This is a genomic window from Bradyrhizobium sp. IC4060, assembly GCF_020193715.1.
GTDB classification, from domain to species: Bacteria; Pseudomonadota; Alphaproteobacteria; order Rhizobiales; family Xanthobacteraceae; genus Bradyrhizobium; species Bradyrhizobium yuanmingense.
This window is the reverse complement of sequence record NZ_JADYVJ010000001.1, coordinates 814,559-828,468: the sequence shown is the minus strand read 5'-3', so window position 1 is coordinate 828,468 and position 13,910 is coordinate 814,559. Positions and strand designations below refer to the sequence as shown.

Sequence of the window (13,910 nt, the reverse complement as noted above, 5' to 3'; positions counted from 1 at the left end):
GCCTCCAAGGGCACGCAGGCGGATCAGACGTGCTTTGGGGATCCAGCGATCCGCACTAGTCCGGCTTCCGTCATGCGCTCCGGCAAGAGGGCCATGATCGCGCGCCGGTCCGCGCTCTCCATGGCGTGCCAGCGTGCGATCTCCGGCAAGGTGCGGCCGCAGCCGAAGCACAGCTTCGTCTTGGGATCGATCATGCACACGGCGACGCACGGCGTTTCTTTGCTCATACGGACATAGTGAGGGATGATCGGGCATGTCTGCAAGCATCTCGTTAAGAGCCTGTGCCGGCACTCATGATCGGCTTGTGCCGCGGCCGGCGTTTCTCGTCCGGCACGACGGAGCTCTCCGGCTGGAGCGGTGGAGAATCGTCCGAGAGTGGGGCAAGCGCGCTCATCACGCGCTCCGGCGGGAATGTGACGATCACCTCGGTGCCGATGCGCAGCTTCGATTTCAACGTGAACGTGCCGCCGTGCAGGTCGATCAGGTTCTTGGCGATCGGCAGGCCGAGGCCGGCGCCCTGTTCAGCCGACTTGATCGAATTGGAGCCCTGGCCGAACGAGGCGAGCACGACCGGGATCTCGTCCTCGGGTATGCCGGAGCCGGAATCCCTCACCGAGAGATATTGTCCGCCGGAGGCGGTCCAGCCGGCCTTGAGCCAGATCTCGCCGCCCTGCGGGGTGAACTTGATCGAATTGGAGAGCAGGTTGAGCACGACCTGGCGGATCGCGCGCTCGTCGGCCCAGAGCCGCGGCATCGCCTGCTCGAACACTTCGTGGATGGTGATGCCGCGGCTCGAGGCACGCAGCTTCATCAGATGATGGCAATCGGCGACGATGCCGACCAGGGACACCGCCTCCTCGTTGAGCTCGTAACGGCCGGCTTCGATCCGCGACAGATCGAGGATCTCGTTGATGAGGTTGAGCAGGTGCACGCCGGAATTATGGATGTCGGCGGAATATTCCTTGTAGACCGGTACCGCATGCGCGCCGAAAATCTCGCTCTTCATGACCTCTGAGAAGCCGAGGATGGCGTTCAGCGGCGTCCGCAGCTCGTGGCTCATCTGCGCGAGGAAGCGCGACTTGGCGACGTTGGCGGCTTCGGCGCGGTGGCGCGCTTCGTCCGAGATTGCCTTGGCCTGCTCCAGCTCGCCGATCAGCGCGTCCTTTTCCGCACGTGCTTCCAGCGTGGCGAAGGTGGAGGAGTGCAGGCGGTGCGCCAGCAGCACGAAATAGCCTTCGGCGGCGAGCGACAGCGCTGCCAGGATGTAATTGTCCAGCGATCCGGTCGTCACGAAGCTCAGCGCCATCGCAACCGCGACCGGCGCCGTGGCGGCGAGGGCTGCGATCGGCAGATTGGCCGCGAGCATGCTCGATACTGCGATCACCAGCAGCATCAAGAACATCATCAGCGTTTCCGTGACCATGTCGAGCACGGGATGGATCAGGATCGCCATCCAGCACAGGCCATAGAGCAGGTCGAGCACGACGAAGCGCGTCCGCCATGCGCGTGTCGCGGCCGGCGAGGCGGGCTCGGTCAGGAAGCGCCGGCAGCTGCGGATCATGGCGCTGTGGATGCAGAGCATGCCCGCGGTCCAGGCCGCGGCCGGGATCGGCTGCATCCATAGCCCGAACAGCACGCCGGTCGCCACCACCAGGAGCATCACGACATAGGAGGCCGACAGCCGGGTCTGGGCGTATTGCCGCAGCATCTCGGCGTCGAAAGCCGGCCGGGTTCCACTGGTCGACGTTAACTTGTCGCGCGCCTCGCGCACCCGCTGCGCCGCAGCCCTTCGGCTGCTCGCCGATGGCGCGCTCACCGGCTCGGCCGGAAGCTGCACGACCTCAGGCTTTTCAGCGGGGTTACTCATCAAGCAACACGGATTCCTGCCCACGCCGGAAGCGGGCTTTCTGCATTGTCTATCTCTGGCAAGAAATCCTTAAGAGCTGACTTAAGGAGCTAAAGAATTACGTTAACCGAACGTTAATTCATACGCAGTCCGGGCGGCCGCTTTCATCAACCCGCGCTTCAATCATCTGAAGAAAACGAGCGTGACCAACCCGAAGACCGGCAGCAGCAGGACGGAGGTCCAGGCCATGTATCCGAAGAAGCCGGGCATTGCGACACCACTCGCTCGGGCAATTGCGTACACCATGAAATTGGGCGCGTTGCCGATGTAGGAGTTTGCGCCCATGAACACCGCACCGGCGGAAATCGCGGCAAGGGTCAAGGCGCCGTTCGTCATCAGATGCTTGGCGTCGCCACCGGCAAGTTCAAAGAAGACCAGATAGGTCGGTGCATTGTCGAGAAAGGATGAGAGCAGGCCGGTCAACCAGAAATATGCGGCATTGTTCGGCGTGCCGTCTGCGTTGGTGACCATGTTTACGACGGAGGCAAACGCGCCGGATTTGCCGGCGTTGAGAATCGCGAGCACGGGAATGATGGTGATGAAGATCGCGGCAAACAGCTTTGCCACTTCGATCATCGGGCCCCAAGAGAAGCCGTTCGCGTCTTGGTCCTCCTTCGAGGTGACGGCGAGAGATGCGAACACGACTCCGATCATCACGGCATCGCGCAGGAGATTCTGCACCTGGAGATGCGTGCCGAGAACTTCAAATCCGCCGAGGTCGAGCTTGGCACTCAACAGGATCGCAGCGATGATGACTCCCATCAAAGCGAAGTTGAGGCCGCCGCTGATCCGCAAGGGATTGTCCGGAGTTGGGTCCGGTTTGACGCGGCCTTCCCTGCGATAGAGATAAGTATCGATGCAAAAGAACAGGGCGAGCAGAAGCCAGGCCGCGAACGTGGTCTGGGGAAGCAGGTGTGTCGTCGTCCAGAAAAAATCCACGCCGCGCAGGAACCCCAGAAACAACGGGGGATCTCCCAGGGGGGAGAGCGAACCGCCGATGTTGGACACCAGAAAGATGAAGAAGATCACGACGTGCGCGTTGTGCCGCCGATCGTCATTGGCGCGGATCACCGGTCGGATCATGACCATTGAGGCGCCGGTCGTGCCGATGACGCTCGCGATCAGAGTGCCGAGAGCGAGCAGCAGCGTATTCAGGACGGGGGAGCCGTGAAGATTGCCACGCACCACGATTCCGCCGGCGACGGTAAACAGGGCGAGGAGGAGCAGAATGAACGGGACGTATTCGAGCAGCGCCGTGTGAACGAGCGCTTGGACGGTTGGAAGCGGGCCGTACCAGATTGCAAGCGGCAGCGCGATCAGGGTGGCCCACATCGCGGCAATCTTGCCTTGGTGATGCTCCCAGAAGTGAGGCGCGGCGAGCGGAAATATGGCGATCGAGAGCAGCATCCCCGCGAATGGAAGCGCCCATTGCGGGCCAATGCTGGCACCATCGAGCGATGCGGCAAGCGCCTGTGCAGGAGATCCAACCAGGATCAGGAGCGCGACCGGGAGCAGGCGCGCGATGAGCCGGGATCGCCGCACGCCCAAACCTGCGGCAATCCTGGCGGTTCGGAGTCGAAGCTCCGGCGCGAATTCGACGCGGGCAACAGCAAGGATGGCGGCGATCACGCTAAGCAAGGCTCCCCCCGGAAGTCTATGGTTGTTCGGTCGGTGCGCTCGACACAATTCGTCGCGGCCGAGGTCGCGACGAAGTTCAAAGCCGGCTACGCCGAACCAGGCCGCAACAGAGCGTCAGCGTTGCAGGCGTGCGAGCAGGCTCGACGTATCCCAGCGCTTGCCGCCCATCTTCTCGACCTCGGAATAAAACTGATCGACGAGCGCGGTCACCGGCAGATTGGCGCCGTTGCGGCGGGCTTCGGCCAGCGCGATCGAGAGGTCCTTGCGCATCCATTCGACCGCGAAGCCGAAATCGTACTTGTCCTCGTTCATGGTCTTGTAGCGGTTCTCCATTTGCCAGGACTGGGCGGCCCCTTTCGAGATGGTCTCGATCACAGCGGCGACGTCCAGGCCGCTCTTCTTGGCGAAATGGATGCCCTCGGAGAGGCCCTGCACCAGACCGGCGATGCAGATCTGGTTGACCATCTTGGTCAACTGGCCGCTTCCGGCGGGCCCGAGCAGCTTGCACATCCGCGCATAGGCGCCCGTGATGATCGGCTCGGCGCCGGAATAGGCGTCCTGCGCGCCGCCGCACATCACCGTCAGCACGCCGTTCTCGGCGCCGGCCTGGCCGCCGGACACGGGGGCGTCGACGAATTTGAAGCCGGCCTTGGTCGCGGCCGCGTCGAGCTCACGGGCGACCTCGGCGGAGGCAGTGGTGTGGTCGACGAAGGTCGCACCCTTCTTCATGCCGGCGAAGGCGCCGTCGGGGCCGATCGTGACCGCGCGCAGATCGTTGTCGTTGCCGACGCAGCACATCACGAAATCCTGACCCTCGGCGGCGGCCTTCGGGGTCGGCGCGGTCTTGCCGCCGAACTTGTCCGCCCATTCCTTCGCCTTCGCCGCGGTGCGGTTGTAGACGGTGACCTCATGGCCCCCTTTTTTCACGAGGTGTCCGGCCATGGGGAAGCCCATCACGCCAAGACCGAGGAAAGCGACTTTAGCCATAGTGGTACCTTGTCCGTAGTTCGGGTTTACGGTTCTTGCCAAGCGAGGGATGCCTGGGTTCCGCGGTGAGGGCGGACCGGAGGCGCACCATAAACCCTTGAGGCCAGAGGGCAACGGCTTCGTTTGGCGGCCTGCCGTGCTAGGGTGGCGACCCAAGGACTTCAAAACAAGGGAGCGAGAGCATGGGCGGCGTGAGCGTAGGCGTCCTCGATCATTTCAACATTCGGACCCGGAATCTGGCCGAGACCGTCCGCTTCTACGAGGACGTGCTGGGCCTGGAAAAAGGCGCGCGGCCGAACTTCGCCTTCCCGGGCGCCTGGATGTACAGCGAGGGCAGGCCGGTGGTTCACCTCGTCGACATTTCCCCGACCGACGAGCCACAAAAGCCGGATTCCGGCGTTGTCCACCATGTCGCCTTCGCCAGTCGCGGCTTTGACGGTATGAAACAGCGGCTGGCGTCAAAGAAGATCAAGTTCGAGGCCCGCCAGGTGCCCGGTGGCGATCTCTGGCAGATCTTCGTCCACGACCCCAACGGGGTCATGATCGAGCTGAACTACGAGGCTGCCCTGGAGCAGGGGGCGGCGCCGGCCGAAAAGGCGGACGATATCGGCAGACAGTAGCCTTTTGGGCGTTTCCGCTCTAATGGGGCATCCTCAACTGCAGGAGATGCGCTTTGAGCGTGACGCAGCAACAGGTTCTCGATAGCCTCGCCAGGGTCCAGTCGCCCCGCGGGGTCGCGCTCCCCCATGCCAATGTGCTGAGCGCGATCAGCGCCTCCGACGGCAAGGTATTCTTCTCGATCAATGTCGACGCCGCCGAGGCAAGAGCCTGGGAATCCGTCCGGGCCGAAGCGGAAGCCGCCGTGCGCAGCATTCCCGGTGTCACCACCGTCATGGTGGCGCTGACCGCCGAGCGCAAGCCGGGCTCCGCGCCGCCGCCACCCCCGCAGCCGAGCCGCGGCGCGCCCGGCGTGCAGCCGGCCCATGCCCACAAGCCGCCCCAGGGCGGGGGGTCGCCGATGGCGCGGCAATCGGAAATTCCCGGCGTTGCGGCCGTAATCGCGGTCGCCTCCGGCAAGGGCGGCGTCGGAAAGTCGACCACGGCGCTCAATCTGGCGCTCGGCCTGCGCGACCTCGGCCTCAAGGTCGGGCTGCTCGACGCCGATATCTACGGCCCCTCGGTGCCGCGCCTGACGGGCCTGCGCGACAAGCCGGAGCTGAACGACGAGCGCAAGATGATTCCGCTTCGGCGCTTCGGGCTCGCCATCATGTCGATCGGCTTCCTGGTCGAGGAGGAGACCGCGATGATCTGGCGCGGTCCGATGGTGATGTCGGCGGTGACGCAGATGCTGCGCGACGTCGAATGGGGCAAGCTCGACGTGCTGGTCGTCGACATGCCGCCGGGCACCGGCGATGCCCAGCTCACGCTGGCGCAGAACGTGCCGCTCAAGGGCGCCGTGATCGTCTCGACCCCGCAGGACCTGTCCCTGATCGATGCGCGGCGGGGGCTTGCCATGTTCAAGAAGGTCAACGTGCCCGTGCTCGGCATCGTCGAGAACATGAGCTACTTCCAATGTCCGCATTGCGGCACCAAGTCGGATATTTTCGGCCATGGCGGGGCGCGGCACGAGGCCGAGAAGCTCGGCGTCCCATTCCTGGGCGAGATCCCCCTGCACATGGCGATTCGCGCCACCTCGGACGCCGGCAATCCCGTGGTCGACAGCGAGCCGGACGGCCCTCATGCGGCGATCTACCGCGCCATTGCCGGCCAGGTCCGGGACCAGCTCAAGGGTGTCATCGCCGCGGCCTGAATGGGGGCACCGCGGCAGGCTCCGGGGCATGCGACTTTCGTAGAGCCCCGTCATGCCATTGTCGCGTTCCGAAACCGGGCTGGCCGTGTTAAAGGCCCCCCGCAGTCAAGCCCCTTCGGTTCGACGCGACCTCAACGCGTCGCCGGAACGAGCGGCGGCAAGAAGAGAAGTCAAGGGGAAACGCCCCAGCAAGGAGAGACCTGAAGATGAAGCGTCGTGATTTTCTCAAAGTGTCGGCAGCAGGCGCGGCGGCGACCGCGGTGGCCTCGCCGGCGATCGCACAGTCCTCGCCCGAGGTGAAGTGGCGCCTGACTTCGAGCTTCCCGAAGTCGCTCGACACCATCTATGGCGGCGCCGAGCAGGTGGCGAAGTACGTCGCCGAGATGACTGACAACAAGTTCCAGATTCAGGTGTTCGCCGCCGGCGAAATCGTCCCCGGCCTCCAGGCGCTCGATGCGACCTCGAACGGCACGGTCGATATGTGCCACACCGTCTCGTACTATTACGTCGGCAAGGACCCCACCTTCGCGATCTTCGCCTCGGTGCCGTTCGGCCTCAACGCGCGCCAGCAGAACTCGTGGCTCTATCAGGGCGGCGGCAACGAGCTCGCCAACGAGTTCTTCAAGAAGTCGAACGTGATCGGCTTCCCATGCGGCAACACCGGTACCCAGATGGGCGGCTGGTTCCGCAAGGAGATCAAGACTGTTGCCGACCTCTCCGGCCTCAAGATGCGCATCGGCGGCATCGCCGGCCAGGTGCTGCAGAAGGTCGGCGTGGTGCCGCAGCAGCTCGCCGGCGGCGACATCTATCCCGCGCTGGAGAAGGGCACCATCGACGCCGCCGAGTGGGTCGGCCCCTACGATGACGAGAAGCTCGGCTTCGCCAAGGTCGCCAAGTACTACTATTATCCGGGCTTCTGGGAGGGCGGTCCGACCGTCCACGCCTTCGCCAACCTGGAAAAGTTCAATGCGCTGCCGAAGAGCTACCAGGCGATCCTCACCAACGCGACGGCGAACGCCAACAGCTGGATGGCCGCGCGCTACGACATGCAGAACCCGGCGGCGCTGAAGCGCCTGGTCGCCGGCGGCACCCAGCTTCGTCCGTTCACCAACGAGGTGCTGGAAGCCTGCCTCAAGGCGACCAACGAGCTGTGGGCCGAGGTTTCCGGCAAGAACGCCGACTTCAAAAAGGCCATTGACTCCATGCAGGCCTACCGCTCCGACGAATATCTGTGGTGGCAGGTTGCCGAATATACCTACGACAGCTTCATGATCCGCTCGCGCACTCGCGGCTGATTTATTGCTTAAGTAGTAAGACCGGAAAGCCCGGCCTCGCTCGCGAGGCCGGGCTTTTTCTTTGCCGCAGTGCGATCGGGATGGCATTCGGTCCCGTGATGCTCCATTCTGTCGGCAAGCCTCGCAAAGAAGGCTCCACAATTCGATCCATCAGGGTAGGAAATCATGAAGAGAAGAGACTTCATCAAGGTCACAGGACTTGGTGCGGCCGGCGCCGCCACGCTCGCGGCTCCCGCGATCGCGCAGTCGATGCCGGAAATCAAATGGCGCATGCCGACGAGCTGGCCGAAATCGCTCGACACGCTGTTTGGCGGCGCCGAGATGATGTGCAAGATGGTTGCCGAGGCGACCGACAACAAATTCCAGATCCAGATCTTCGCGGCCGGCGAAATCGTGCCGGGCCTGCAGGTGCTCGACGCCGTGCAGAACGGCACCTGCGAGATCGGCCACACCGCGTCCTATTATTATTTCGGCAAGGACCCGACCTTCACCTTCGGCTCGGCCGTGCCGTTCGGTCCCAACATGCGCATCAACCAGGCCTGGTACATGCTGGGCGGCGGCCGCGACGTGCTCAACGAGTTCTACAAGAGCTACAACGTCGTCTCGCTGCTCGCGGGCAACACCGGCTGCCAGATGGGCGGCTGGTTCAGGAAAGAGGTCAACACGCCCGACGATCTCAAAGGCATGAAGTTCCGCATCGGCGGCTTCACCGGCCGCGTGCTCCAGAAGCTCGGCGTGGTGCCGCAGCAGCTCGCCGGCGGTGACATCTATCCGGCGCTGGAGAAGGGCACGATCGACGCCGCCGAATGGGTCGGGCCCTATGACGACGAGAAGCTCGGCTTCTACAAGATCGCGCCGCACTACTACTACCCCGGCTGGTGGGAAGGCGGTCCGATGCTGATGGCTTTCGTCAACCTCGACAAGTGGAACGCGCTGCCGAAATATTACCAGAGCGTGCTGGAGCAGGCCGGCCACTACGCCAACAATTACATGATGGCGCGCTACGACAACGCCAATCCGCTGGCGCTGAGGAAGCTGCTCGCGGGCGGCACCAAGCTGCACGCCTTCTCGCCCGCGATCATGGATGCCTGCTACAAGGCGGCCAAGGAGCTGCACGCCGAAGTCGCTGCGACCAATCCGAACTTCAAGAAGGTGAACGACTCGCTCGCCAAGTTCACGAGCGACGGCTATTCCTGGTTCCAGGTGGCCGAGGTCGGCTACGACATCTTCATGGCGCGGCGCTCGCAGAGCTGATCGCGTCCCGATCGGATGCGGCACGCCCCGGAGCGAAAGGCTCCGGGGCGTTGTCGCTGCTGTTGGGAGGGCGTCCAACCAAAACATCGAAAACAACCCCATGCACAGTAGACCGGGGCAGCGATATCAATGACTTGACTTCGTTACCACGAGCGATTGCGAAATTACCGAAATTTTTGACCCGTCGGGCAAAACAGTGGTAGACATGCATCATCGCCCGATCCGAAATCGTGGCGCTGAACGATGCCCCCGATGCGCTTCGATCCCGATGAAATTCAAAGAGCGCTGCGCAAGGCCTGGTCGATGTCCTTTTCCGTTAGTGCCGGCGCGCGTCGTAATGGAAAGGTCCGCGCGTTGGGGCAAGCTGAGTCTTAGCAGCCGAGCTTATTTGCCGCCAGAGGCGGACCATCGGTCGGCTGCCGAGCATCGGAAGCGCGGCTAGCGAACGACGCCTGCTGCGTCTCTTGCGCTTGGCATGAGCCAGTCGAGCCCGAGCAGGGCAGCTTCGAGAATGACGAAGGCGACAATTCCGCCGATCCAGCCGAAGAACACGATCGAAAAGGTGCCGAGCAGGATCGCGCAGAAGACGTCGGCGAGCACCTTGCAAATGCGGAAGGCTTGGTCTTCGCCAGATGGAAAATACGACATCGGGCTCCTCCAGGCGCTCATCCTGAGCGCTTGGATTTAACGACACGCCAAAACGAATGTTCCGTGGGTCAATCTTCGGCCGGCGATGATCATGTGGTCGATGACCGGGTTCATGCGCAGCGCTGGCTTACACTGGCCTGACAAGGAGAGGCTATTCGGCGCTTTTTCGCTGGCCGCGGCGCCCCGAATGCTGGAAAAGAGCGCAGATGCGGCGCGAGCGGTGCGGTATCAGGAACGTCCAGCGGATATGCGATGCGGCTTCTGATCGTCGAGGACAATGCCGAGCTGTCGCGGCTCGTGGCCGGTGGGCTGGCCGCAGCCGGCTATGAGAGCGACATCGTGGGCAGCGCGGCCGAGGCGCGCGAGGCGGTGAACAGCGTCAGCTATGCCGCGATGATCCTCGACCTCGGTCTGCCCGATGCCGACGGCCTGTCGGTGCTGCGCGAGCTGCGCCTCAAGATGGAGCCGCTGCCGGTGCTGGTGCTGACCGCGCGCGGCGGCTTGCAGGACCGCGTCACCGGCCTGCGCAGCGGCGCCGACGACTATTTGGCAAAACCGTTCGCGATGGAGGAGCTGGTGGCGCGGCTGGAGGCCATCCTGCGCCGCCCCGGCCAGTTGCTCGGCCGCTCGCTCACTCTCGCCAACCTCGTCTACGACACCGAGAGCCGGCAGATCTTCGTCGACGACCAGCCGCGGATCATCTCCGCGCGCGAGACCTCGGTGCTCGAGATCCTGCTGCGCCGGCAGGGGCGGGTGGTACCGAAGAAGAACGTCGAGGACCACATCTTCGGTCTCGAAGGCGACGTCGCCTCCAATGCGATCGAGGTCTACGTGTCGCGGCTGCGCAAGCAGCTGACTGAACACGGCGCCAAGGTCGTGATCCATACGATCCGTGGCGTCGGCTATCTCATGACCGAGGAGAAATAGCGTGCCCGCCGCGGGCCGTGCCGGATCGCTGACCTTCAAATCACTGATCTCGCGCATCGTGTTTCTGCACATCGTCGCGGTCGCGATGGTCGCGATCTTCCTGCCGCTGGTGTTGTTCTGGCTGCTCAACTCCGAGATCGACCAGCTGCATCGCGATGCCATGCGCGCGCAGGCCGAGGTGCTGGCGGAGCGCATCGTCGCGCAGCCGGACGGCACGTTGACCTTCAACCTGCCCGACAGCCTCAAGGGGCTTTATTCGGACGCCTACGGCCGCTACCAGTTCGACATTCGCGATGCCGACGGAAGGTTGCTGTTCTCCTCCCACCGGCGTTCCGCCGCGACGGCGCCCTCCCGTTTCTCCGACACCGTCTCCGGCGCCAGCGTCACGCGAGACGTTGCCGGCAAGACGGTGCGCATCCAGGTTGCCGAGGATCTGGCCCACCGGGACGTCATCATCGACGATATCGTCTCGAACTTTTTTCGGCGGGTCGGGTGGATCACCGTCCCGATCCTCCTGGTCCTGCTTGCCATCGACATCATCATCTTCCGCCGCGCGATCGCGCCGTTGTGGAAGGCCTCCCAGGAGGCCAGCAACATCGGCCCTGCACGCACCGACATTCGCCTGCCGACCGAGCAGATTCCGCGCGAGATCGTGCCGCTGGTCACCGCCGTGAACCAGGCGCTCGACCGCCTCGAGGCCGGCTTTCGCGTGCAGCGGCAGTTCACGGCGGATGCCGCGCATCAATTGCGCACGCCGCTGGCGATCCTGCGCACGCGGATCGAGACGCTCGGCGACGGCGCGGAACGGCGGGCGCTGCATGCCGACATCGAGGCCATGAGCCGGATCGTCGCCCAGCTGCTTGAGATCACCGAGCTCGACACCCTGGTGCTCGATCCCGGCGAGGCCGCGGATTTGCGCGCCGTCTGTGCCGAGGTGGTCGGCTCGATCGCCCCGTTCGCGATCGCGCAACGCAAGGACATCGCGCTGAAGGGCACCGACGCACCGGTCCTGATCCACGGCAATTCGGAGATGCTGCAGCGCGCGGTGTTCAATCTTGCCGAAAACGCCATCAAGTTCACGGCGGAGGGCACCACCGTCGAGGTCGAGGTGGGGGAGGACGGTTCGGTGCGGGTGCGCGATTCCGGCCCGGGGATCGCGGAGGCCGAGCGCGAGCTGATCTTCCAGCGCTTCTGGCGCGCCGACCGCCGGCGCAGCGACGGTGCGGGGCTGGGACTCTCGATCGTGCGCGCCGTGGCGGACGATCACGCCGCCACGGTCGCGGTGCAGAACCTCCCCGGCGGCGGTGCGGAGTTCACGCTGCGGTTTCGGCTGGCGGACAAGGTCACGATGGGAAGGAACTGGCCCGGCAATGACAGTGCACCTTTTCCCGTGCGCGGAGCAGGGAGCCCGGATGGCGCTTGAGGCATGTATGACATTGTCATATCTTGCGTTGTAGAGCACTGAAGGGGGACCACATGCGGACCAGCAAGCCGATCCCCGTCACTCTTGGCCCGCAGCGCGCGAGCCTGGAAGCCCGCCTGAAGTCAGGCGAATATGCCTCCGCCAGCGAAGTCATGCGCTCGGCCCTCCGCGCCCTCGATCGTCAGGATGCCGCGCTTGACGAATATCTGGCCGCCAAGGTCCGAGCTTCGGTCCAGGATCCCCGCCCCAGCGTTGCTGCGAGCGACGTTTTCAAGCGCCTGCGGACTCGTCACGCCAGAAACGTGAAGGCAGCCAAGCGTGGCGCTTAAGGTCGTATTCCGACCGGAGGCGGAGGCCGATCTGGTTGGCCTTTACGAGTACATCGCAGAACGTGCCGGCTACCGAATTGCAGGCGGCTATATCGACCGTATCGAGAAGGCATGCAAGGCTCTCGCCACCTTTCCCAAACGTGGGACCAGTCGCGACGATCTTCTTCCGGTCTGCGTACCGTCGGATTCAAGCGGCGCGTGACGATCGCGTTCCGTGTCCTGAAGACAGAGGTCGAGATCGTCACAATCGCATATGCCGGACGTCATTTCGAAGGCGATGTCTGAACACTCCTGTTCGGACGAAAGAGCTTCGCTCTGTCTCGTCGCGACGGAAGGCCGCGAGCCGGAGAGTGACGGCGACCGCAGCCGCTATTTAAGCTTGCCGGTGGACAGGTCCATGATCATGCGTGTCGTCAGATAGAGCCGCGGCACGATGCTGCCCACCTGCACATATTCGGCATCGTTGGAGTGCGCGCCGAAGGCCGACAGGCCCATGCCTTCCACCACGGCTCCTTTGGATTGCAGCGCGGCAAAAGCCGCATCAGTGCCGCCGCCGATGGCCTTCTCGTCGACCTTGAGGGATAGTCCGATCTCCCCATAGATCGTCTTGCCATAGGCCGCCACCCGGCGCGAGGCCTCACTGGGTTCGAGCGGCGGGCGCCGCACCTCGAACTTCAGCTCGACTCTGGAATCGGGCAGCAGGCGATTCTTGATCTTGTCCTGCAGCGCCTTCTGCAACTCGTCGAAGTCGGACACCTTGAGGGCGCGCGCGTCGGCCTGGGCCGTCGCCTCGGCAGGGATCACATTGCGGTTGGTTCCGGACTTGGACACCGTCCAATTCAGCTTCAGGCCCTGCTCGGGCTTGGACAAGTCCTTCATCTGCAGCACCTGGTGCGAGAGCTCGTACAGCGCATTCACGCCGCCTTCGGGCCGTGCGCCGGCATGTGACGACTTGCCATGCACGGTAAGATAGGCCGAGCCGATGCCGCTGGTGGCGAGGCGCAGCGTGCCGTCGGTGCCGCCGCCTTCGAACGAGAACACCACGTCCTGATCCGAGGCGAGCTTGGTGATGGTGCTGCGCCAGCCGGGCGAGGAGATCTCCTCGTCGCCGTTCGTGAGCACCGTGAGCGTGCCGTAATCCCTGAAGTTCAGCTTCTGCAGCAATGCCACGGTATGGAGAATGAGCGCGATGCCCTGCTTGTCGTCGGCAATGCCGAGCCCGTACGCCTTGTCGCCGTCGATGCGGAACGGTTGGTCCTTCAGCATGCCCTTCAGGTACACCGTGTCCATGTGGGCAATCAGCATGATCTTCTTGGACCCCGTGCCCTTGAACACGGCGTGCACGGCCGGCCCGATCTTTTCGGGGGTGTCGTCGAGGCGATAGATGTCAGTCGGCTGCAGGATCTCCACCGTGCCGCCGAGTTGCTTGAGCTGACCGGCAATGCGCTCGGCGATCTGGTTCAGGCCTTCGATGTCCTTGCTGCCGGATTCGATGTTGACGAGATCGCGCAGCGTGTCGAGCAGCGGCTGCTGTTCCTTCTGCGCCAGCGCATGGACGTTGGCGACCGGCTCGGCGTGCACCAGCGTTGCGGCAGATGCCAGCCAGAGTGAGGCGATCAACGTTCCAAAGAACGTGGAAGCGAGGTGCGATCGGGGCATGAGCGGACAGTCCTTCGGTTGAAGAAGGAGCCGA

The 13,910-nt window shown here is 63.9% G+C and carries 14 protein-coding genes; 8 read left to right on the top strand and 6 right to left on the bottom strand.

Annotated elements, in window-relative coordinates; translation table 11 throughout:
* Window positions 1–23 precede the first annotated feature (23 nt).
* The 4 genes from I6F16_RS04100 to I6F16_RS04085 all read right to left on the bottom strand — a co-directional run bounded on the left by I6F16_RS04100 (window position 24) and on the right by I6F16_RS04085 (window position 4,531).
* Window positions 24–227, bottom strand: coding sequence for a DUF1289 domain-containing protein (locus tag I6F16_RS04100; RefSeq protein WP_036001604.1), 204 nt, complete (start codon window positions 225–227; stop codon window positions 24–26).
* 44 nt (window positions 228–271) lie between these two features.
* A complete protein-coding gene (locus I6F16_RS04095; protein ID WP_036001601.1) occupies window positions 272–1,867 on the bottom strand; it encodes a HAMP domain-containing sensor histidine kinase in 1,596 nt (531 codons plus the stop codon).
* Between the two features lie 162 nt (window positions 1,868–2,029).
* Window positions 2,030–3,421, bottom strand: coding sequence for a sodium:proton antiporter (locus I6F16_RS04090; RefSeq protein ID WP_225112814.1), 1,392 nt, complete (start codon window positions 3,419–3,421; stop codon window positions 2,030–2,032).
* A gap of 237 nt (window positions 3,422–3,658) precedes the next feature.
* Window positions 3,659–4,531 carry an NAD(P)-dependent oxidoreductase gene (locus I6F16_RS04085; protein WP_036001597.1) on the bottom strand — a complete coding sequence of 291 codons (873 nt, stop codon included), beginning with the start codon at window positions 4,529–4,531 and terminating at the stop codon, window positions 3,659–3,661.
* 182 nt (window positions 4,532–4,713) lie between these two features.
* On the opposite strand from I6F16_RS04085, the gene I6F16_RS04080 reads away from it, so the two are divergent.
* The 4 genes from I6F16_RS04080 (at window position 4,714) to I6F16_RS04065 (ending at window position 8,890) form a co-directional block, all read left to right on the top strand.
* Complete coding sequence (locus I6F16_RS04080; protein ID WP_036001594.1) at window positions 4,714–5,151, top strand: VOC family protein; 438 nt, start codon at window positions 4,714–4,716, stop codon at window positions 5,149–5,151.
* Window positions 5,152–5,204: 53 nt separating this feature from the next.
* Window positions 5,205–6,341 carry an Mrp/NBP35 family ATP-binding protein gene (locus I6F16_RS04075; RefSeq protein WP_157282350.1) on the top strand — a complete coding sequence of 379 codons (1,137 nt, stop codon included), beginning with the start codon at window positions 5,205–5,207 and terminating at the stop codon, window positions 6,339–6,341.
* A gap of 206 nt (window positions 6,342–6,547) precedes the next feature.
* Window positions 6,548–7,636, top strand: coding sequence for a TRAP transporter substrate-binding protein (locus I6F16_RS04070; protein WP_036001589.1), 1,089 nt, complete (start codon window positions 6,548–6,550; stop codon window positions 7,634–7,636).
* Between the two features lie 165 nt (window positions 7,637–7,801).
* A complete protein-coding gene (locus I6F16_RS04065) occupies window positions 7,802–8,890 on the top strand; it encodes a TRAP transporter substrate-binding protein (protein ID WP_036001586.1) in 1,089 nt (362 codons plus the stop codon).
* A 438-nt stretch (window positions 8,891–9,328) separates the two neighbouring features.
* Here I6F16_RS04065 and I6F16_RS04060 read toward each other — a convergent pair whose 3' ends face one another.
* Window positions 9,329–9,538 carry a hypothetical protein gene (locus I6F16_RS04060; RefSeq protein ID WP_036001583.1) on the bottom strand — a complete coding sequence of 70 codons (210 nt, stop codon included), beginning with the start codon at window positions 9,536–9,538 and terminating at the stop codon, window positions 9,329–9,331.
* Window positions 9,539–9,790: 252 nt separating this feature from the next.
* Here I6F16_RS04060 and I6F16_RS04055 point away from each other — a divergent pair, with 252 nt between their 5' ends.
* From I6F16_RS04055 to I6F16_RS04040, 4 genes are all read left to right on the top strand, one after another.
* Window positions 9,791–10,465 carry a response regulator transcription factor gene (locus tag I6F16_RS04055; RefSeq protein WP_036001578.1) on the top strand — a complete coding sequence of 225 codons (675 nt, stop codon included), beginning with the start codon at window positions 9,791–9,793 and terminating at the stop codon, window positions 10,463–10,465.
* Window positions 10,466–10,550: 85 nt separating this feature from the next.
* Window positions 10,551–11,888 (top strand): ATP-binding protein, encoded by a 1,338-nt coding sequence (locus tag I6F16_RS04050; protein WP_225112815.1) that lies wholly within the window; start codon window positions 10,551–10,553, stop codon window positions 11,886–11,888.
* A gap of 53 nt (window positions 11,889–11,941) precedes the next feature.
* Window positions 11,942–12,217, top strand: coding sequence for a type II toxin-antitoxin system ParD family antitoxin (locus I6F16_RS04045; protein ID WP_225112788.1), 276 nt, complete (start codon window positions 11,942–11,944; stop codon window positions 12,215–12,217).
* Window positions 12,207–12,419 (top strand): type II toxin-antitoxin system RelE/ParE family toxin, encoded by a 213-nt coding sequence (locus tag I6F16_RS04040; protein WP_225112789.1) that lies wholly within the window; start codon window positions 12,207–12,209, stop codon window positions 12,417–12,419. Before I6F16_RS04045 ends, I6F16_RS04040 begins: the two co-directional genes overlap by 11 nt.
* Window positions 12,420–12,586: 167 nt before the next feature.
* On the opposite strand, the gene I6F16_RS04035 is transcribed toward I6F16_RS04040, so the two are convergent.
* Window positions 12,587–13,876 (bottom strand): M20/M25/M40 family metallo-hydrolase, encoded by a 1,290-nt coding sequence (locus I6F16_RS04035; protein WP_036034498.1) that lies wholly within the window; start codon window positions 13,874–13,876, stop codon window positions 12,587–12,589.
* Between the last annotated feature and the right edge of the window lie 34 nt (window positions 13,877–13,910).